The organism is Pseudomonas sp. A-RE-22, assembly GCF_019956035.1.
Lineage (GTDB): Bacteria > Pseudomonadota > Gammaproteobacteria > Pseudomonadales > Pseudomonadaceae > Aquipseudomonas > Aquipseudomonas brassicacearum.
In genome coordinates this window covers 1-20665 of the sequence record NZ_JAHBCZ010000065.1, presented here as the reverse complement: position 1 = coordinate 20665, position 20665 = coordinate 1, and the positions used below count along the sequence as shown (strand labels likewise).

Sequence of the window (20665 nt, the reverse complement as noted above, 5' to 3'; positions counted from 1 at the left end):
CTGGCCGGTGCTTTTTTCTCAAACCGCGCTAGAACTTCTGCCCACATCGCTTCTGTCACCCTGACTGAGTTTTGTGGGATTTTATCAAAGACCTTGAAAGGGCTGGCCGTAAGGGCGGAACCCTAAGCCGCCGTTACCGCAGCAACGGATATACACACCGACCCCAAAGGGTAATCGCCCCCAAACGCTTGAGGCAGCAGTACCTGGGCCTCATCAAACGCATCCGTCAGCACCGCATTCACCGCCTGCTCAAACCTGTACCGCTCCAGTCATCACGGCAAAGGCGAGCATCACCAGGCTGACGCCCCAGGCCCAGAAGAACGTATAGGCGATGTGCTTGCGAAGCTCTACGCCGGACAACGCCAGCGCGAGGTACACGCTGGGCACCACCGGGCTGATGGAGAATCCAGTGTTCTCACCGATCAGCATGGCCCGGGCCACGGCCTCGAGGGGGACACCCGCGGCAGCGGCCACGTCCCTGATCACCGGCAGCAGGGCGAAATAGTAGGCGTCCGGTGAGAAGATCATCCCCAAGGGGACGCCGAAGAAACCGACGATCACATGCAGGTATTGGGCAGAACCGGCTGGCATGATATCGATCAGTGCCAATGCCATGCCGTCGGACATCTTCGCGCCGGAGAGCACGCCCAACAGGACGGCGGCGGCCATCATCACCAGGACCATTTGCAGCGCATCGGCCGCATGGGCCTTGAGGCGTTCGGCCTGGGCGTCCAGGGACGGGAAGTTCAAGGGCAGGGCGATGCCCAATCCCACCATGAAACACGCATACAAGGGAAAAATGCCGGTGAACAGGCACGCCAGGATCCCACCGGTCATCGCCACGTTCAGCCAGTAACGCAGCTCCCGGGGGGAGAGGGCGAATTCACGGTCCAGGGGTTGCAGGCTGTCCATGTCACAGGTTGCAGCCGCGCCCAGCGACATCGGTTGGCGACGCTGGGCGCGCAAGCCCAACACTGTCGCGACAACGAGCATGCACGTCAGGCCCACCATCTGCACCGGCAGCAAGCCTAGCCACAGTTGGGTGGCATCCAGCCCCGACACTGCGGCAGCGCGTGCGGTCGTTCCGCCCCAAGGGACCATATTGATCACGCCGGCCGTGGTGCCAACCAGGCACAGCAACATCGCCGGGCTCATGTTCAGGCGCTTATACAAGGGCAGCAGGGCCGGGATGGTCAGCAAGAACGTGGCGGCGCCGACGCCGTCGAGATGGACCACTGACGTCACCAAAACCGTCACCAGTGCCACGGCCAGCGGCTTGCCGCCTGTGCTGCGGATCAGCAGGTTGACCAATGGATCGAACAAGCCCCGGTCACGCATGATGCCGAAAAACAGGATGGCAAACAGAAACAGTGCTGCGGTCGGGGCCACCGTGATCAGGCCGGCCTTGATGAATTCGCCGATCTGGCCGAGATTGAAGCCGGCTAGCAGGCAAACGATCACGGGAAGGGTAGTGAACGCCACCACCGGACTGATCCTGCGCAGCAATATCAATCCGATGATGGCGAGCATCATCAGGAAACCCAGGGTTGTAATCATGTTGCAGCCTCTCTTTTTTATTGTTGTCGAAGGTTCGTGGGCGGTGAGTCGATCAGCCTTGCGGTCCGGGCAGGCGCAACGCCAGAAGCAGGTAACTCAGGCTCTTGCCATGGCGATCCAGACCGCAACTGCGATTCACACCGCCCTCCAGGGCGTCCTCGAGCACGAAATTCAGTGCATTCAGGTTCGGCAGTTCATAGCGATGCACCTTGGAGGGTTGTCGCGTCGCGAATTGCTCGGCCACTCGGGCGCAGGTCAATTCCCGTAGCAGCCACGGATAGTGGGCCGGATCGTGGGGAAACAGGGCGATGCTGAGAATGTTGCCTTTGTCGCCAGCACGGGCATGGGCATAGTCGGCTAGGGTGACCAGGTTCATCAGTACCACTCCAGGGTTGTATGGATTTCATCTCGCGGCAGCAGGAAACTGCGGGTGGTAACGGTCTCGGCGAGGTGTCGCCGGACGCCACCGCCGCCCGCCGGCCCGTTGGTGTAGAGCGACTCGACCTCTGCCAGCAGGGCCTCCACCAGCCGTCGGTCGGTGTGAGTCAGGCCGATGCGCACGCGCACATCCTCCAGGGCGGGCGCCTGGGCCAGTTGCTGTTGCAGATAACGACCGCCCTGGTCGTTGAAGAGGCTGGCGACCCCGGACAGGTCGATCCAGGGCTGGACCCCGGGTGCCAACTGGTTGAAGCGCTGCAGCAGGATTTCCCGCGCCAGCGCGGCACGCGCCACGGCGCCGGGGCCTGCGTAGGATATTTCCGCCTCGCCGAACCAGAGGCCGCGCACACCCGCCAGACCCTTGAGCGTGTCGGGACGCGGGTGACCCAGCAGGCCCCTGATTTCAACACGGTCATCGCCCAAGTCCTGTACACGGGCCTGGCCCAGGTCCAGCACCACGTCCGGCGTCAGATAGCGTCGAGGGTCGTGTACTTCGTAAAGGAGTTGTTCCTTGACGGTCTGTTCGCTGACCCGTCCGCCGCAGTTGCGGGTTTTGCCGATGATCAGGCGGCCATCCTGATGGATCTCAGCAATGGGGCAGCCGAGATTGGCCGGGTCCGGAATGTCTTTCATTCCAGGATGGGCAAAATAGCCCCCCGTGACCTGGGTGCAGCACTCCAGCAGATGGCCTGCGGTGGTGGCGATGGCCATTTTCTGCCAATCGTCGGCCGACCAACCCAACCCATGGCGGATCGCCCCCACGGCCAGCGACGGATCCGCGACCCGGCCACACAGCACGATGCCAGCGCCCTCGGCCAACGCCTGGGCGATTCCGTCGGCCCCGGTGTAGACGTTCACCGACACGGGGTGCTCCAAGGGCTCCGAGGACAGCCATCGTTCGTAACGGGGCGGTGTTTCTTCCAACAGATCATCACCCAGCACGCAGGCGATTTTCAGTGCAGGGAAGCGGCCTGCCAGCGTCTGGCGCAACCGTTGCGCGGCCGCCCTGGGATTGGCGGCGCCGCCATTGGTGATGATCGGGATGCCGGCCTCGATGCACACGTCCAGCATGGGCTCGAGGAAATCGAACAGACGCGCGGAGTATCCCGCCTGCGGGTCCAGGCGCTTGCGTAGCTGCGCCTCGGCCAGGGTCCGTTCAGCCAGCAGTTCCAGCATGATGTAGCGCTGGCCGCTGCGTTGTGCCAGGTCCTGGGCCAGGCGCAGGGCGGCGTCGGGTCGATCATTGGCGAAACCGGCACCGCAGCCGACGAGAATTGTTTTTGTCATGTCGCTTTCCACTGAGGGGTGGCACTGAGGGGTGGCCCCATAGTGGAGAGACTGGATTATTCTGTGAATTTTAAAGATAGAATCAATTGATTCATTAATCTTATGAGTGGGTCATGAACGTTTCTTTTCGTCAGCTTCGTGCCTTCATCCTTATTGCCGAGACTTCGAGCTTCACCCGCACGGCCGAACAGTTGCACCTGTCCCAGCCGGCGCTGAGCTATAGCATCCGCAAACTGGAAGAGAGCATGGGGCTGCAGTTGCTCGCGCGTAATACCCGCAGCGTCGAGCTGACCCCGGCCGGTGAGCATTTTCTGCCCCAGGCCCGGCGCATGCTCCGGGACATGAACGACGCCGTGCGCGACGCTCGTGACACCCTGAGCCTGAGCCGTGGCACGCTCCGGCTGGCGGCCTTGCCCACCGCTGCGGCGTCATTCCTGCCGATCGCCATTGCTTCTTTCCAGCATGAAAACCCTGGCGTGACGGTGAGCTTGTTGGACGGTCGCGCCGGGGAAATCATGGGCTGGGTGCAGCGAGGAGAGGTGGACGCCGGCATCAGTTCGTTGCCTGACGATCTGTCCGGACTGAGCTTTGTGCGCCTGTTGGATGACAACCTGGTGTTGCTGAGCCACAAGGACCCGCAGCGTGACGGCCAGGACGACTGGAAGCGGCAACCCTATATTGCCCTCACGCCTGACACCAGCATCCGGCCCCTGGCTGACGCTGCGTTACGCTATTTGAACGTTGACCCTGTGCCGGCCTGGGAAGTGGCGCACATGAGCACGGCCACGGCCCTGGTTCGCGAAGGATTGGGATTTTCTCTGTTGCCGGCCAGTTGCACGGCAGTGTTCAACATCGGTGAGCAGTGTGCTGTCACCGCCATCGACCAGCCGGCGAAGCGCTCGATCGGCCTGTTGCAGCGCAAGCCGGTGGCCCAATCACCTTCGTTGAGCCAGTTCATGCAGCATTTGCGACAGGTGCTGCTCAGCCACGGACACTGAGGTTGATCGAGCAATGGCTATCGCGAGCAAGCTCGCTCCCAGATTGGCTGGTGGTGGAACTTGATTGCGTGGCCACCACAACGCCCCCTGTGGGCGCGAGCTTGCTCGCGAAAGCGCTGGCCCGGCCACCGCGCTATTGAGTGCCAAACATCGCCGTCCAATAGATCCCTGCATCGCTTTTCGGATCGGTCGCATACCCGGCGCCCAATTCGCGGAACTGTGGGTTCATCAGGTTGGCGCAGTGCCCTGGGCTGGCCAGCCAGCCGTCCACCACCTTGAGCGCGGTGTCTTGTCCGGCGGCGATGTTTTCGCCGATCAACTGGCCCAGATAACCAGCCAGTTCGGCGCGGTCGCCCGGCATGCGGTTGTCGCGGTCCTTGTGGTCGAAGAAATTGTTGTTGGCCATGGCCCGGGTATGGGTCACGGCGGCCAGGGCCAAGGTGGCGTTCCAGGCCAGAGGTGTGGTGGCGGCGAAGGTTTCGGTGCCACAGCGACGCGGCTGGGTGCGGGCACTGTTGATCAGTTTCAGCAGCTTCTGGCCCTCGGCTTGCCAGTCACCCAGGCGCGCCGACAACAGTGGGCGCGCCAGCACGATGCGCCATTCGCGGTCCAGGCGGCTGACGCCGATGTCGACGAACTGCGGGTCGAGTACTACCTGGCAGAAGCTTTCCTGGACCGCTTTCATGGCCGATTGCGCATCGCGCGGCCCGGACAGGCTGATGGCCTGCACGTTGACCATTGGATAGGCCGCCCGCGCCAGCGCCTGCTGCAGGTCGCCGATGCCATTGGCCGACAGGATCAGCCGGGAATCCATCGCCAGCGGTGGCAACTCCAGCGAGGCCTGGCCGGCACAGCTTTGGGACTGGCTGCGGTAAAGGTTGATGGACTCGACCAGTTGCGTCTCTTCGGTGGCCGTGGCACTGGTGGCGAAAACCAGGCCCAGCGACAGCACGACAAGACCCATGACGGATGAAATGGCACGCATGTAAATCTCCCTTGAGCGGACGGCGCCTATGATGCGCAATTTTTGCCCCGCTGGGGCAACGGTATTCACGCTCTTTTGAAATCCCTTGGAACGGCACCGTTGGGTAGCGTTCGGGATAATCCTCAAATAGTGGGATCAACTTTCAGGCGAATAAGTCCATTTCCGTCGTTTCAAGGCCATAAAATCGCAGATTATCAGCTCATCCAGTTCCCCCCATCGACGTTATAGGTCTGCGCCACCACGTACTCGCTTTCCGCCGAGGCGAGGAAAATCGCCATCCCGACGAGGTCCTCCGCAGTCCCCATCCGGCCATAGGGCACCTGTTGCCCGACCTGGCGCTTCTTTTCCCCCAGCGGCAGGTTTTCTTGGCGGGCGAACAGCGCATCCACGCCATCCCAATGCTCGCCATCCACCACGCCGGGGGCGATGGCGTTGACGTTGATCCGATGCTTGATCAGATCCAGCCCGGCGGATTGGGTGAGGCTGATCACCGCGGCCTTGGTGGCGCAATAGACACCGACCAGCGCTTCGCCACGTCGACCGGCCTGGCTGGCCATGTTGATGATCCGGCCGCCATGGCCCTGGCGGATCATCTGCCGCGCCGCCGCTTGCAGGGTGAACAGCGTGCCGGCGACGTTGATGGAAAACAGCCGCTCGTAGCTCTGGCGGGTGATTTCCACGATGGGCGCCAAGTCGAACAGCGCGGCGTTGTTGATCAGGATATCCAGCTTGCCCACCCGGGCCACCACGGCCTCGACGGCCTGGTCGATCGAAGCCTGGTCCGTCACGTCCATTTTGACCGCGTAGGCGCTATCACCCAGTTCGGCGGCGGTAGCCTGGGCCCGCTCCAGGTCGATATCGGCGATCGCCACTGTGGCGCCCTCGTTGATATAGGCCTGGGCGAACGTCCTGCCGATGCCACGGGCGGCACCGGTCACCAGGGCACTTTTTCCTTCCAGTCGTTTCATGGGGTTGTCCTTTTCGAAGTACAAAAAAAAACTGTGGGAGCAAGGCTTGCCCGCGATGAAGCAAATGCGGTCTCTCAGAAATCGAGGTGCCTGTATCGCGAGCAAGCTTTGCTCCCACAGCGGGGCAAACCTTCTAGCCTCGGGGAAGGTACCAATCGTTATTTCTTGGGATACCCGGCCCGCTTCATCTCCCGCTCGGTACTCGATTGCGCCGAGGCCAATGCCTGTTCCACCGTGATCTGCCCGGTGAGGGCGGCGGTAAACAGCTTGCCGACGGAAGTGCCGATGGCCTGGAACTCTGGAATCGTCACGTACTGGATGCCCACGTACGGCACCGGTTTGGCGGTGGGGTGGGCCGGGTCGGCGTTCTGCATCATTTTCAAGGTGATCCGGGCGAACGGAGCGGCGTTCAGGTAGGCGTCGCTGTAGGTGGACATGCGCGTGCCGGGCGGGACATTGCTGATGCCGTCCTGCCTGGCGACCAACTGGATGTAGTCCTTGGACGTGGCCCAGGCCACGAACGCCTTGGCGGCGTCCTTGTGCCGGGAGCTGGTGGGAATCGCCAGTGACCAGGCATACAACCAGGAAGCACCTTTATGGGTCACTTCGATGGGGGCGGCAGCGAAGCCCACACGGTCGGCGACCTTGCTTTGGCTGGTGTCGGTGATGAAGGAGCCCGCGACGCTGGCATCGACCCAGATCGCACATTTACCGCTGTTGAACAGCGCCAGGGTTTCGTTGAACCCGTTGCTGGTCAGGCCCGGCGGGCCGTACTTCTTCAGCGTATCGACGTAGAACTGCGCGGCGGCCTTCCATTGCGGGCTGTCGAACTGCGGTTTCCATTGTTCATCGAACCAACGGGCGCCGAAGGTGTTGGCCAGGGTGCTGAGCAGCGCCATGTTCTCGCCCCAACCGGCCTTGCCCCGCAGACACAGGCCGTACTGGCCCTGGTCAGGTTGGTGCAACTTGGCAGCGAATTCACCGAGCTGGCTCCAGGTCGGTTGCTCGGGCATGCTCAGGCCGGCCTGTTTGAACAGGTCCGTGCGGTAATAGGTGACGGTGCTTTCGCCGTAAAAGGGCAGGGCGTAAAGCGTGTCATTGACCGAGAGGCCTTGGCGAACGGCAGGAAAAATGTCCTCCAGGTCATACTCGGCGGGCAGGTTGGTCATCGGTTCGAGCCAGTGCTTGGCCCCCCACAGCGGGGTTTCGTAGGTGCCGATGGTCAGCACGTCGAACTGCCCGCCCTGGGTTGCGATGTCAGTGGTCAGGCGCTGGCGCAGGACATTCTCTTCGAGTACCACCCAGTTCAACTTGATGTCCGGGTGCTCGCTCTCGAAGGTTTTCGAGAGTTTTTGCATGCGGATCATGTCGGCGTTGTTCACCGTGGCGATGGTGAGGGTCTCGGCGGCCTGTCCGGCCAGGGCAAAAGACAATCCCGCGAACATGACAAGCACCTTGGGCACTGTTTTCATGAGCTTCTCCAGAGCTGCGCCTGGGCGCAGAATTATTATTGTTGTGGGGGCCGTGGCGTCGGGCTGAGCGGTTCGTCGCCAATGGCAAGCCGATTACAGCAGCGCCTGTGGAGGCCGACAAACGCAGGGAGGATCGTGCGCTGATACTTTTTTTAACGCCCTTGAGCGCGACAGGGCCGGGTTAAAAAAGTATCAGTGGGCGGTCAGACCGAGGCTGGCGAACCGCTGCGCACTCGGCGTAAGGTGCCCGCTATAACGATAAAAGAGGCGCGACATGCCTGATCACCGAACGCCGCTGTTCGAGCAGCGACCAGCCGAACTGGAAGTCATCCTGCCTGAGCCCGAACACAGTTTTCGCTGGTACGAGCATGACTACCCGTACCCGATGGCGCGTTGGAACCATCACCCTGAATTTGAAATCCACCTGATCCGCCAGGGCAGCGGCAAACTGCTGGCGGGCGACTACATCGGCCCGTTTGGCCCAGGCCATGTGGCGATGATTGGCCCGGACTTGCCCCACGACTGGATGGGCGATCTGGCGCCGGGCGAGCACCTGCCTGGGCGTGACGTGGTCTTGCAATTCGACGGTGCCACGCTGCTGACCTTGCGCCGAACCCTGCCCGAACTGGGCGATCTGCAGGGCCTGTTCGAACGCGCCCGCCGTGGCCTGACCTTCGACGGCAACACCGCGCGGCGGGCCGCGCACCTGCTGGAAGCCATCGGCCCGGCCCAGGGACTGGCGCGGTTGGCGCTGTTCCTGGAACTGCTGCACACCCTCAACCAAGCCCCTGGCGACGAGGCCTTGAGCCTGGCGAGCCCTTGCTACGCGCCGACCCTCGATGCGCGCAGCTCCGAGCGCATCCATAGAGCCTTCGAATACCTGCAAGCCGAACTCACTGGCGACCTGCGCCTGTCGGTGATCGCTCGTCAATTGGACATGAGCGAGCCGGGCTTCTCACGGTTCTTCAAGCGCATCACCGGGCACGGCTTCATTGACCTGATGCGCAAGCTGCGGGTCCAGCGCGCCTGTCGCTTGCTGTTGCAGAGCGAAATGCCCGTGACCGATATCTGTTTTGAAGTGGGCTACAACAACTTGTCCAACTTCAACCGGCACTTTCGGATAGAGATGAACCAGACCCCCAGCGAGTACCGGCGGGGCGCTTTTCCCCTCGCTTGATGGAGACTGTCATGTTGCGCATCGTGGAACAGCAAGCCAGCGCATCCCTGCGCCAGCGGATGGAAAAGGCCGGTTGTGCCTTCGATTTCCTGGTGCTTGTGCCCGAGGCGAGTGATGCCGCTGATGAGGTGCTTCATCGTCAGGCTGTGGACCTGTTGTTCCAGCACCTCAAGGCTCAATGGCTGGAGCGTCATCGCCAACTGACTCTGGACCCGCGCTATACCGAGGCTGCGCCCCCCACCATGGATTGGGATTTGAGCAAGGCCGTCGCCAAGCCGCTGAACCGGGACGAACGGGCTCGACTCATGCGGAGCGACCAAGATGATCAGCACACTTATGCCTTGTACGCGGCCTTCTGCGACCCGCCCTATGGCACCCGTTTCAGCGACGACACCCCGCAGGCGCTGTTCAGCGAATGGCTCGACCTGCTTGGGCTCGAGGACGGTACCGATGGGGTGGTGTTGAGCTGGGTCGATAACTTCAACCTCAACTGGACGGCCAGCGACGAGTACGATCCGGCACGGGCCTCCTGGAGCGATTATTTCGACGATGGCCTGGAGTGGTGGGGCGTCTGGTGCCTGAGCATCTGGAACCCCAAGCGCCGAACGCTTGCCGTACTGGCGGCGAGCACGACGGATTGAGTTGCAGAGCTTGCAGCTCCGCAGAAACCAATGTGGGAGCGAGCTTGCTCGCGATGGCGTCAACCCAGCCAGCATCAATGTCAGCTGACCCACCGCCATCGCGAGCAAGCTCGCTCCCACAGGGGAATTATGGTGATCCCAGGTTCGGGGTTTAGTCCGCGACACCTCGTTGATGCTTCTTCAACCGATAGGCGAACTGTGCCCGGCTCAGTCCCAATGAGCGTGCGGCCGCTGCCAGGTTGCCGCTGCTCAGTTGCAGGGCTTCGTTGATCAGCCGTGATTCCAGGCCGTCAATGGAGAAGTCCGAGTCCAGTTGGCTGAGGGACTGGAGCAGGGCCGGTTTTTCCGCGGCGTCGTTGGCGGCCAGGCCCATCGGCGAGAGACCGCCGTGCAGGTCCACGGAGTACGCATCCACGGGAAGTTGCTCATTGCGAAACAGATGGACCAGGTCAATCGCCTGGCCTTCTTCGCTGGCGATCAGGCCGCGCTCGATGAGGTTCTGCAATTCCCGCACGTTGCCCGGGAAGTCATAGCGCAACAGCACCTTCAAGGCACGCATGGTCAGGCCCATCGGGGTGCGGCCGTACTCCTGGCAAAAGCGCTTGAGGAAAGCATTGATCAGCAACGGGATGTCATCGCGACGCTCGCGCAAGGGCGGCAGGGCGATGGGGTAGACGTTGAGCCGGTAGAACAGGTCTTCACGGAACGCGCCTTCCGCCACGGCCTTGCGCAGGTCGATGTTGGTGGCCGCCACGACCCGCACATCGACCTTGATGCCGTGGCCACCACCGATCCGTTCAATCTCCCGCTCCTGCAAGGCGCGCAGCAACTTGCTTTGCCCGGCCAGGCTCAGGCAGGTGATCTCATCCAGGAACAACGTGCCGCCATGGGCTCGCTCGAAACGACCGGGGCGTGAATGGGTGGCCCCGGTATAGGCACCGCGTTCAACGCCAAACAGTTCGGCCTCGATCAGGTTGTCGGGGATGGCCGCGCAGTTGAGGGCGATGAACGGACCATCGCGTCGGCGACTCAGTTGGTGCAACTGACGGGCGAACATCTCCTTGCCGACGCCGGATTCGCCGCTGACCAGCACGGTGGCGGGGGTCAAGGCCACCCGCTGCAAGGCCTGGGTCGCGGCGTTGAAGGCGGCGCTGGCACCGATCAGCGGCTGTTCGCTGTCCGGCAGTGGGGCGGTGCCGGCAACACTGTCGGACTGGCTGTCGGTGCGCGCGACGACCGCTGGCGGTGAGGCATTGAGGTAATTGAGGTCCTGCTCGACATCGCCCCATTGCTCGGCGGTCTTGCCGACGACTCGGCAGCGTTCGTGCCCCATGCCTCGACATTCCACTTCGCGGAAAATCACCAGTTGCCCGAACAGCCCGCTGACGAAACCGATGGCATAGCCCAGTTCGGTCCAGCACACCGGATCCTGCCCGGTGCCATAGGCGGCGACATGCTCGTCGGCCTCACAGGAGTGATGCCAGAGAAATTCCCCTTCATAGAACCCCGAATCAGCATCGAACTTGAAGTGCAGCGGCTCGACCTTGGTCATGCCTTCAAGGGTGTGCAGATGCGTGCCGGCACGAAATACCGCTGCGGCATCGGCGTGGGGCCAGCGTTCGCGAATCAGCCGGGCGTCCCGGGCGCCGGAGGAATAGCCGGTGCGGGTGAGCATGCCACGGGCCTGTTCCAGCCCCTGGCGTTCGATGATTTCCCGGCGCAACGCACCGAAGGATGAACTGTGCAGCAGCAACATGCGTTGGTCGTTGAGCCAGATACGACCGTCGTCGGGGGAGAAAAACAGACACGCGGTGAGTTCTGCCGTCGTGGGCGAGCTGCTGTCGGTCAGCTCGTTGCTGTCACCCCGTGGGCGGAAGTGCTCGGTGGCGATCCGGTGATCCGGCAACTGGCAGTGGGGATTATTCATTGTTATGCCCCTGATGGCGGGTGATCGAAATGATCATCTGGCGAGATAGTTATTAAGCATAACTTTATCAAATGAACAAGCGGCAGCTGGCCAACGGCCACGTCGGCAGGTGCTTCATCAGTCCTGCATTCGATGCAGACCATTGATCCAGAGCCCTGCGCCAGGTTTATCAAGGTCTGCGGGCAAAACCGGCACAGCGCTTGCTCAGGCACTAGCACGGCGTTTGCGTCGATACCTTCCAGGTGCGGCAAACGATGACAACAACAAAGAGCCGGGAGTGTTAAATGTCTGCATCCAAAAGCCACCTGTTGTCCCAGGTGATCGAGTCGGAATGTGTCTTCAACGGTGACTGGGTGCCTGCGTCGGGTCTGCTGCAATGGATCATTGAACCGGCCACCGGTGAGCGGTTGATGCGCTGTGCCACGGCCGACTCCGCCGACATCGCCAAGGCCAGTCGCGACGCAGCCCTGGCGCAGCCGGGGTGGGCGGCGCTGGGCCCGCGGCAACGCGCGGCGATCTTCCGCAAGGCCGCCGACGTGGCTGAGCAGTCCTTCGATGAACTGGCGCTGTACGTGGCCCGGGAGACCGGCGCCGCGCTGTTCAAGGGCCAACACGAAGTACGCGAAGCCATCGTGCTGTTGCATCAGGCCGCGGGCCTGCTGTCCCAGGCCCATGGGGTGGTCCTGCCCAGCGAGGCGGGGCGCCTGTCCTACGCGCGGCGCCAGCCCCATGGCGTGGTCGGGGTGATTTCGCCCTTCAATTTTCCCCTGGTGTTGTCCATGCGCTCCGTTGCGCCAGCCCTGGCGGCGGGCAATGCGGTGGTGCTCAAGCCGGATCCGCAGACCCCGGTGAGCGGCGGTTTCCTCATCGCCCGGTTGTTCGAGGTGGCAGGGCTGCCCAAGGGCTTGTTGCAAGTGTTGCCCGGCGCGGCGGATGCCGGTGAGGCGCTGTGCCGCGACCCCAACGTGCGCATGATCGCCTTTACCGGTTCCACCGGCGCCGGTCGCAAGGTCGCTGAAGTGGCCGGGCGCAACCTGAAGAAGGTCGCACTGGAGTTGGGCGGCAAGAACCCGCTGATCATTCTTGAAGACGCCGATCTCGACCTCGCCGCTCGCAACGCGGCCTGGGGCGCCTGGCTGCATCAAGGGCAGATTTGCATGGCCACCGGGTTGATCCTCGCCCATGAATCCATCGCCGAAGAACTGACCCGCAAACTGGTGGAAAAGGCCCGGGCCTTGACCGTCGGCAACGCCGCCCAGGGCGAGGCCGCGTTGGGGCCGCTGATCAATCAGCGCCAGCTGAAACGGGTGCACGACATCGTCAGCGACTCCGTGCGTGCCGGCGCCCGGCTGGAGGCAGGCGGCGAGCACGATCGACTGTTTTACCAGGCCACCGTGCTCAGCGGCGTGAAACCGGGCATGCGGGCCTTCGACGAGGAGGTCTTCGGGCCGGTGGCAACGGTGGTCAGCTTCGCCACCGATGATGAAGCTGTCGAGTTGGCCAACCGCACCGAGTACGGTTTGGCGGCGGCGATCATTTCGCCGTCGGTAGGCCGGGCCATGGCCATCGGTGAGCGGTTGCAGTGCGGCATGTTGCACATCAATGACCAGACCGTCGCCGATGAGTGCATCAACCCGTTCGGCGGGCGCGGCGCCTCGGGCAATGGCGGCAGCGTCGGCGGCCCGGCGGACTGGGACGAATACACGCAATGGCAGTGGGTGACGGTCAAGGACCAGGCGCCGGTCTACCCCTTCTGACAGGCAGGTTTACAGGGCCCGATGAGCTGAGGGCCCTGCGAGTACACAAAAATAATAAGAGGACTCAACATGAAACTCGACAACAAGATTGTGCTGGTCACCGGTGTCTCGTCAGGCATTGGTGCTGCCACGGCAAGCCTGCTGCGCACTCATGGCGCCCAAGTGATTGGCGTCGACCTCAAGGCGCCGCACATGACCCTGGACGGTTTTGTGCAGGGCGATTTGAGTAGCGCCGAAAACATCGAACGGCTGCTGCCGCAGCTGCCCGCACGGCTCGACAGCCTGTGCAACATCGCCGGGGTGCCGGGCACTGCCAACCCGCAACTGCTGGCGCGGGTCAACTACCTCGGGTTGCGCCACTTGAGCCGTGCGCTGCTGCCGCGCATCAACGCTGGCGGCAGCATCGTCAATATCGCCTCGATCCTCGGCGCCGAATGGCCGTTGCGCCTGGAACAGCACAAGGCGCTGGCGCGCATCGAAGATTTTGCCGTCGCGCAAGCCTGGCTGGCCGACCACCGGGTGCCGGACCAGACCTGCTACCAGTACTTCAAGGAAGCCTTGATCGTCTGGACCTACCTGCAGGCCCAACCCTGGTTTCTTGAGCATTCGGTGCGCATGAACAGTGTTGCACCGGGCCCGGTGTTCACGCCCATCCTCGACGACTTCGTGAGCATGCTCGGCGAGGCCCGGACCCAGGCCGATGCCCATCGCATGAAACGTCCCGCTTACGCCGATGAGGTGGCGGCGGTGATCGCTTTCCTGTGTGCCGACGAGTCGCGCTGGATCAACGGCGTCAACCTGCCGGTCGATGGTGGATTGGCCTCCACCTACATCTGAATGCGCATCCGTACAACGCGGCGCAAGCCGCTACCCGAGCGTGTTGGCTGCAAAGCCATGCCAAAAAATAACAATAATGAGAAGCGTCCATGGATAACCTCAAAGATTGCTTTGGTTTCAAGCATTGCGCCCTGTGCCTGGCGTTATGCAGCACCGGTGTGATGGTCGAAAGGGTCCAGGCCATGCAAATGGACCTGGGTGACTCCGACTGGAAACTGCGCTGGGACAACACTATCAAGTACAGCCAAGCCTGGCGCCTGCATGGACAGGACAGCCGCTTGGTCAACGCGCCAACCGCCAGCGGCCTGTACCCCTCGATCCAGAGCCAGGGCGACAAGAATTTCAGCAGTGGCCTGGTCTCCAACCGCCTGGACCTGTTTTCCGAAATGGACCTGAGCCGGCAAAACTATGGGCTGCGCGTGAGCGGCGCAGCCTGGTACGACGATATCTACAACCAGGACACCGACAGCAGCGAGCAAACGCATTTCCTCAGTGAAACCCGCAAGCTCCATGGCCGCGACGCGGAAATCCTCGACGCCTTCGTGTTCTTGCGCGGGGATCTGGGTGAAGACTCCCAGGGCGTGGCGCGCCTGGGCCGACACAGCCTGATCTATGGGGAAAGCCTGTTCTACGGTGGCAACGGCATTGCCAATGCCCAGGGCCCGACCGATGTCGTCAAGTTGCTCAGCGTGCCGGGGACTCAGTTCAAGGAGATCCTGCGCCCGGTCAATCAGATCTCCGGGCAGTTGCAGATCAACCCGCAACTGTCGGTGGGCGCTTACTATCAGTTTGAGTGGGAACGTTCCAATCTGCCCGGCGCCGGCAGCTACCTGAGCGATGTCGATGCCATCGGCTACGGCAGTGGCCCTCTGCGCGAAGTGTTCGGCAACGACACGGTCAATGGCGGCGATTTGAAACCGCGCAATTCGGGGCAGGGCGGCATGCAGATCCGCTTCAAGCCGACCGGCACCGAGCTGGAGCTGGGTTTCTACGCGGCCCAGTATCACGACAAAGCGCCAATCGGGTTGTACGCGTACCTGGACGGTGCGGCGTCTGCGGCCACCGGGTTGCCCATCCTGGGTTCCTATCGCCAGGTCTACGCCGAAGACATCAAGACCGCTGGCGTCAGCTTCTCCACTGCCTACGGTCCGTTCAACTTTGCCGGTGAAACGTCGGTGCGCTGGAACGCGCCGCTGGTGAGTAATCTGCAAGTAGTGACCCCCGGCATGGCGGCCGATGGTGGCGACAATGAGTTGTTCGCCAGGGGCAAGACCGCCCACGCCAACCTGTCGGCGATCTACCTGTTATCGCCCACCGCGTTCTGGGATGGCGGATCGGCCCTGGCCGAACTGGCCTGGAACCGCACCCTGAGCGTGACCAAGAACGCTGCCGCGCTGGACTCCAACACCACCCGCGATGCCACCGCGCTGCGGGTATTGATCGAGCCGGCGTACTTCCAGATCGTCGACGGAATCGACCTGACCGTGCCGATCGGCATGGGTGTGGTACTCGATGGGCGCTCATCGGCGGTCAACAAGTCCGGCTTCGGCAACACCCACTCCGGCGACTGGAGTGTCGGGCTCAAAGCCACCTACCTGCAACGCTGGGATGTCGGCCTCAACTACGTGAACTTCTTCGGCGCACCGAAAGCCGGGCTGCGCGAGGACGGCAATTTCAGTTACGGACAGTCGTTGGCCGATCGCGACTTCGTCTCGCTCTACGTGAAAACCTCATTCTAATAAGGTGGATTCGCCATGCAGAACACAGCATTCCTGAACACATGCGTCCTGACCCTGGCCCTTGCTGGCATGGGGCTGGCGCAGGCGGCGGTGTCGCCTGAACAGGCCGCGCGCCTGAAAACCGATCTGACTCCCTTGGGTGGCGAGCGTGCCGGCAACGCCGATGGCAGTATCCCGGCTTGGCAGGGCGGCTATACCCAGGCCACGCCTGGCTACAAACCGGGTGACAAACGCCCCGATCCATTCGCCGGCGAGAAGCCGCTGTATTCGATCAAAGCCTCGAACATGGAGCAGTACGCCAGCGAGTTGGCCGAAGGGACCAAGCTGCTGCTGAAGAAATACCCGGGCTATCGCCTGGACGTGTACCCGACCCATCGCTCGGCCGCCGCTCCGCAATGGGTGTATGACAACACCAGCAAGAACGCCACCCGCGCCACCCTGGACGTGGACAGCGAGAAGGTCGCCAACGCCTACGGTGGCATTCCGTTCCCGATCCCGGAAAACGGTGCCCAAGTGCTGTGGAATTATCGGTTGTCCTGGCAGGGCGGCGACACCATCAGCGCGCCTTTCGATACCTGGCTGATGACCGCCGGTGGCAAGAAAGTCCAGGCGACCCGGGCCCAATTCTCCTATCAGTTTCCCTACTACTTCGAAGGCGGCAGCCTGGAAAACTATGCGGGCAAGTACCAGGTGGGCAAGCTGTTGACTGAGTTGCCGTCATCCAAGGCCGGCGAAGGCCTGATGACCCATTGGGACATGGACCCGGCCAATCGGGCGGCCTGGCAATATCTGGTCGGCCAGCGCCGGGTTCGCCGGGCGCCAAACATTGCCTATGACACGCCGGACTTCGTGACCTCCGGCGTCGGCCTGTTCGACGAAGCGTTCATGCTGTTCGGGCCTACCGATCGCTATGACCTCAAGCTGGTGGGCAAGAAAGAGCTGATCGTCGGCTACAACAATAACCGCGCCGCGCTGGCCAAGAGTGACGACCTGGTCAAGGAAAACTTCCTCAATCCTGATCTGGTGCGTTGGGAGAAGCACCGGGTCTGGGTGGTCGAGGCCACGCTCAAATCCGGCAAGCGCCATGTCGTGCCGCGTCGGACCTACTACGTCGACGAAGACTCCTGGCAGATCCTGATGGCCGACGGTTATGACGCCCAGGGCAAGCTCGGTCGGCAGATGTATTCGCTGACGCTGCTGGCGCCGGACATGCCGGTCCTCACCGCACAGGTCATGTGGGGCAGCTACAACCTCGACACCGGAGCCTACTTCCTCAACGCATCGAGCAATGACCTGGCGGTTCAGTACCAGAAGATCGCGAGACCTTCGGCGTCCTATTTCACGCCGGATGCCATGGCCAACGAAAACATGCGTTGAACCTGTGGCGGCCGTGGCGAGGAGGAGGTTCGCCGCGGTCGCTTACGATTTTCCAGGGGGAATAACGATATGAACGTTGAAAAATTTTTTGCGAGTCGCGGTCCGCTATGGGGCGTTTGCGCCTTGGTGGGGAGCCTGTTGGTGAGCGTGCCCTTGGTTGCACAGGCCACGACATTGGCCGTGCTGCAACAGCCGGCATTGCCGACCGCCAAGGCCCAGCGCTCGGTGTTGCTCGGGCTGGCCCGGGCCGGCGAGCGTCTGGTGGCGGTCGGTGAGCGCGGGATCGTGCTGCTCTGCGATGACGCTGGAGTCAATTGGCGCCAGGCCAAGGTGCCGGTCAGTGTCAGCCTGACGGCGGTGCAATTCGTCGATGCCGAGCAGGGCTGGGCGGTCGGTCATCTGGGCGTGGTGCTGCACACCCAGGACGGCGGAGAAACCTGGCAAAAGCAACTCGACGGTCAGCGTGCCATCGCCTTGGCGGTACAGTTCGCTGAGCGCGATGTCAATCAACCCGACGGTGCCAGCCACTTGGCGCAGGCACGGCGAATGCTCGATGACGGACCGGATAAACCGTTTCTCGACCTGTACTTCAGTGACCGCCTGCACGGCTACGTCGTGGGCGCCTACAACCAGATCTACCGTACCGACGATGGCGGGCGAAGCTGGCAGCCGTGGATGCGGCATGTGGACAATCCGCAGGGCTTGAACCTGTATGGCATCCGCGCCTTGGGCAACGATCTGTGGTTGGTGGGGGAGCGCGGTTTGCTGTTGCGTTCCACCGATGCTGGGCAGTCATTCCAGGCCTTGAAGTCACCGTATGAGGGCAGCTTCTTCGGTCTGCTCGGCACCCGCGACGGGGCCTTGGTGGTCTATGGCTTGCGCGGAAACGCCTGGTGGTCCGGGGATCGTGGCAACAGTTGGCGCCGCCTTGACACCGGTATCGAATCGACACTGGCGAGCGCTCTCCAACTGCGCGACGGCGGCCTGTTGTTGGCCAGCCAGAGTGGTGAACTTCTATTCAGTCATGACCAGGGGCGAAGCTTTGACAAGCGTCAGAGCCGCAGCGATGGGACGCTCGCTGCCGTGCAACAGGCGGTCGACGGCAGCCTGGCCAGCGTCGGCTTGACCGGCGTGGCCGCTGACCAGGATCCGCGGGCCGCAGGTCAACCTTGAAACTTCACGGTGTAGCGCTATCGGGCCACGGCTCGTGCAACAGGAGTCAAACTTGAAAGACGACAGAACCCAAACCGTGATCGGCCGCCAGGAAGACTTTGACCGGGCGTCGGGCAACTTCGCTGAGCGGGCGATCTTCAACCATCGACCGCTGGTGGTCCTGCTGTGTCTGTTGGTGACGTTGGTGCTCGGTTGGCAAGCCACGCACATCGGCATCAATGCCAGCTACGAAAAGACCATCCCCACGGGGCATCCCTACGTCGCCAATTTCCTGGAGAATCGCAAGGAACTGAGCGGCCTGGGCAACTCGCTGCGCATCGCCGTGGAGGTCAAGCAGGGGAGCATTTTCACCAAGGACTACCTCGACACCCTGGCCAGGCTCAACGACGAGCTCTATCTTCTGCCGGGCGTCGACCGCCCCTACATGAAATCGTTATGGACCCCGACCACGCGCTGGACTGCCGTGACCGAAGACGGGCTCGACGGCGGCACGGTGATCCCCGACGATTACGATGGCTCGGCCACCAGCCTCGAGCAGGTGCGGACCAACGTGGCCCGCTCCGGGGAAGTCGGGCAATTGGTCGCCGGCAACTTCAAATCCAGCGTGATCTTCGTGCCGTTGCTGGAAATCAATCCGCAGACGGGCAAGGCGCTGGACTATGGCGAGTTCTCCCGGCAACTGGAGGCGCTGCGAGACAAGTACCAGACCGATGACCTGCGGATTCATATCACCGGCTTTACCAAGATCGTCGGCGACCTGATCGAGGGCATGACCCAGGTATTGCTGTTCTTCGTGGTGGCGGTACTGGTGACGGTCTTGGTGCTGTTTGGCTACACCCGTTGCGCGCGAAGCACCTTGGTGGTGGTGATCTGTTCACTGGCGGCGGTGCTTTGGCAACTGGGGCTGCTAGCGCTGCTCGGCTATGAGCTGGACCCTTACTCGGCCTTGGTGCCGTTCCTGGTGTTCGCCATTGGCATGAGCCATGGCGCGCAGAAGATGAACGGCATCATGCAGGACATCGGCCGCGGTACTCACCGGGTGGTTGCCGCGCGCTATACCTTCCGTCGACTGTTCGCCGCCGGCATCACCGCTTTGCTCTGTGATGCGGTGGGCTTCGCGGTGCTGCTGCTGATCAACATTCGGGTGATCCAGGACCTGGCGATCACCGCCAGCCTCGGGGTGGCAGTGCTGATTTTCACCAACCTGATCCTGCTGCCGATCCTGCTCAGCTATATCGGCGTCAGCCCGGCGGCGGCGCAACGCAGCCTGAGTGCGGAAACCACAGAGCAACAGGCGCAGATCAAGCATCCCCTGTGGCGTGTGCTCGATTTGTTCACCCAACGGCGCTGGGCCACGGGCGCCATGTTGGCTGGCTTGCTGTTGGCCGCGTTTGGTTTTGCCGTGAGCCTGCACCTGAAAATCGGCGATCTGGACCCCGGCGCTCCAGAGTTGCGTGCCGACTCGCGCTACAACCGCGATGCGTTGTTCATGACCCAGAACTATGCGGCCAGCTCGGATATTTTCGTGGTCATGATCAAGACCCCCGAGGATCAATGCACCCGTTACGCCAGCCTGTCCGCGGTAGATGCGCTGGCCTGGCAACTGGAGCAATTGCCCGGCGTGGAATCGACCACCTCGATGGCAGCGCTGAGCAAGATCGCCACGGCCGGGTATAACGAAGGCAACTTCAAATGGTATGAACTGATCCCCAATGACGGCGCACTGGGTGCCGTGCAAACCCGCGCCCCGCGAGAGCTGTTCAATCAGGGCTGCTCGATGCTGTCGCTGTACGTCTACCTGGCCGATCACAAGGCTGATACCTTGAACCGGGTGGTGGAGGCCAGTGAGCAGTTTATCGCCGGGCATCAGATGCCAGAGGTCAAGTTCATGCTCGCGGCCGGCAGTGCGGGGATCGAAGCGGCGACCAATATCGTGGTGAAGAAGTCCATGCGCGAGATGCTGTTCTGGGTCTATGGCGCAGTCAGTCTGCTGTGTCTGGTGACCTTCCGCAGCTGGCGCGCAACCCTGTGCGCGATGCTGCCGCTGATGCTCACCTCGATCCTGTGCGAGGCGCTGATGGTGGGGCTGGGCATGGGGGTGAAAGTCGCGACACTGCCGGTAATCGCACTGGGCGTGGGCATCGGGGTCGATTATGCGCTCTATGTGTTGAGCGTGATCCTGGCGCGGATGCGGGCCGGTGACACCTTGGCCCAGGCGTATTACCAGGCGCTGCTGTTCACCGGCAAAGTGGTGTTGTTGACGGGCATGACATTGGCTGTGGCGGTGTCGACCTGGGCGTTCTCGCCGATCAAGTTTCAGGCTGATATGGGG

Annotated in this window: 16 protein-coding genes; 9 read left to right on the top strand and 7 right to left on the bottom strand. The window is 62.4% G+C overall.

Going from position 1 to position 20665, the window contains the following annotated elements:
- Positions 1-249: 249 nt before the first annotated feature.
- Genes KGA89_RS25555 through KGA89_RS25545 form a run of 3 tightly spaced genes read right to left on the bottom strand, consistent with a single transcriptional unit; the run spans position 250 to position 3282 of the window.
- Positions 250-1557: a CitMHS family transporter gene (locus KGA89_RS25555; protein ID WP_223472819.1), complete on the bottom strand. Its 1308-nt coding sequence runs from the start codon at positions 1555-1557 to the stop codon at positions 250-252.
- A gap of 52 nt (positions 1558-1609) precedes the next feature.
- Entirely contained in the window at positions 1610-1933 is a 324-nt protein-coding gene (locus KGA89_RS25550; protein ID WP_003201468.1) for a hypothetical protein, read from the bottom strand.
- On the bottom strand, positions 1933-3282 hold the full coding sequence (locus KGA89_RS25545) for an acyclic terpene utilization AtuA family protein (protein WP_223472818.1): 1350 nt from the start codon (positions 3280-3282) through the stop codon (positions 1933-1935). Before KGA89_RS25545 ends, KGA89_RS25550 begins: the two co-directional genes overlap by 1 nt.
- Positions 3283-3395: 113 nt before the next feature.
- On the opposite strand from KGA89_RS25545, the gene KGA89_RS25540 reads away from it, so the two are divergent.
- Positions 3396-4280, top strand: a complete 885-nt coding sequence (locus KGA89_RS25540) for a LysR family transcriptional regulator (protein ID WP_223472817.1) — start codon at positions 3396-3398, stop codon at positions 4278-4280.
- Positions 4281-4413: 133 nt separating this feature from the next.
- On the opposite strand, the gene KGA89_RS25535 is transcribed toward KGA89_RS25540, so the two are convergent.
- From KGA89_RS25535 to KGA89_RS25525, 3 genes are all read right to left on the bottom strand, one after another.
- Positions 4414-5265 (bottom strand): CAP domain-containing protein, encoded by an 852-nt coding sequence (locus KGA89_RS25535; protein WP_223472816.1) that lies wholly within the window; start codon positions 5263-5265, stop codon positions 4414-4416.
- 194 nt (positions 5266-5459) lie between these two features.
- Positions 5460-6233, bottom strand: a complete 774-nt coding sequence (locus KGA89_RS25530) for an L-iditol 2-dehydrogenase (protein WP_223472815.1) — start codon at positions 6231-6233, stop codon at positions 5460-5462.
- A 158-nt stretch (positions 6234-6391) separates the two neighbouring features.
- Positions 6392-7705 carry an ABC transporter substrate-binding protein gene (locus tag KGA89_RS25525; protein ID WP_223472814.1) on the bottom strand — a complete coding sequence of 438 codons (1314 nt, stop codon included), beginning with the start codon at positions 7703-7705 and terminating at the stop codon, positions 6392-6394.
- A gap of 274 nt (positions 7706-7979) precedes the next feature.
- On the opposite strand from KGA89_RS25525, the gene KGA89_RS25520 reads away from it, so the two are divergent.
- Together KGA89_RS25520 and KGA89_RS25515 are read left to right on the top strand one after the other, a co-directional pair.
- Positions 7980-8882, top strand: coding sequence for a helix-turn-helix domain-containing protein (locus tag KGA89_RS25520; protein WP_003201480.1), 903 nt, complete (start codon positions 7980-7982; stop codon positions 8880-8882).
- Positions 8883-8893: 11 nt separating this feature from the next.
- Positions 8894-9523, top strand: coding sequence for a hypothetical protein (locus tag KGA89_RS25515; protein WP_223472813.1), 630 nt, complete (start codon positions 8894-8896; stop codon positions 9521-9523).
- A gap of 151 nt (positions 9524-9674) precedes the next feature.
- Here the strand turns inward: KGA89_RS25515 and KGA89_RS25510 are convergent, their stop codons facing one another.
- Positions 9675-11450: a sigma-54-dependent Fis family transcriptional regulator gene (locus tag KGA89_RS25510; RefSeq protein WP_223472812.1), complete on the bottom strand. Its 1776-nt coding sequence runs from the start codon at positions 11448-11450 to the stop codon at positions 9675-9677.
- Positions 11451-11734: 284 nt separating this feature from the next.
- On the opposite strand from KGA89_RS25510, the gene KGA89_RS25505 reads away from it, so the two are divergent.
- From KGA89_RS25505 to KGA89_RS25480, 6 genes are all read left to right on the top strand, one after another.
- Positions 11735-13207, top strand: a complete 1473-nt coding sequence (locus KGA89_RS25505; RefSeq protein WP_223472811.1) for a benzaldehyde dehydrogenase — start codon at positions 11735-11737, stop codon at positions 13205-13207.
- 69 nt (positions 13208-13276) lie between these two features.
- The gene (locus KGA89_RS25500) at positions 13277-14044 is read left to right on the top strand and encodes a coniferyl-alcohol dehydrogenase (protein WP_223472810.1); all 768 of its coding nucleotides are present in this window, start codon (positions 13277-13279) and stop codon (positions 14042-14044) included.
- A gap of 89 nt (positions 14045-14133) precedes the next feature.
- On the top strand, positions 14134-15783 hold the full coding sequence (locus KGA89_RS25495; RefSeq protein WP_223472809.1) for a DUF1302 domain-containing protein: 1650 nt from the start codon (positions 14134-14136) through the stop codon (positions 15781-15783).
- Between the two features lie 15 nt (positions 15784-15798).
- Entirely contained in the window at positions 15799-17160 is a 1362-nt protein-coding gene (locus tag KGA89_RS25490) for a DUF1329 domain-containing protein (RefSeq protein WP_003201493.1), read from the top strand.
- 69 nt (positions 17161-17229) lie between these two features.
- Positions 17230-18333: a WD40/YVTN/BNR-like repeat-containing protein gene (locus tag KGA89_RS25485; protein ID WP_223472808.1), complete on the top strand. Its 1104-nt coding sequence runs from the start codon at positions 17230-17232 to the stop codon at positions 18331-18333.
- Between the two features lie 52 nt (positions 18334-18385).
- Positions 18386-20665: efflux RND transporter permease subunit (locus tag KGA89_RS25480; protein WP_223472807.1), on the top strand; the 2280-nt coding region annotated here is incomplete at its 3' end.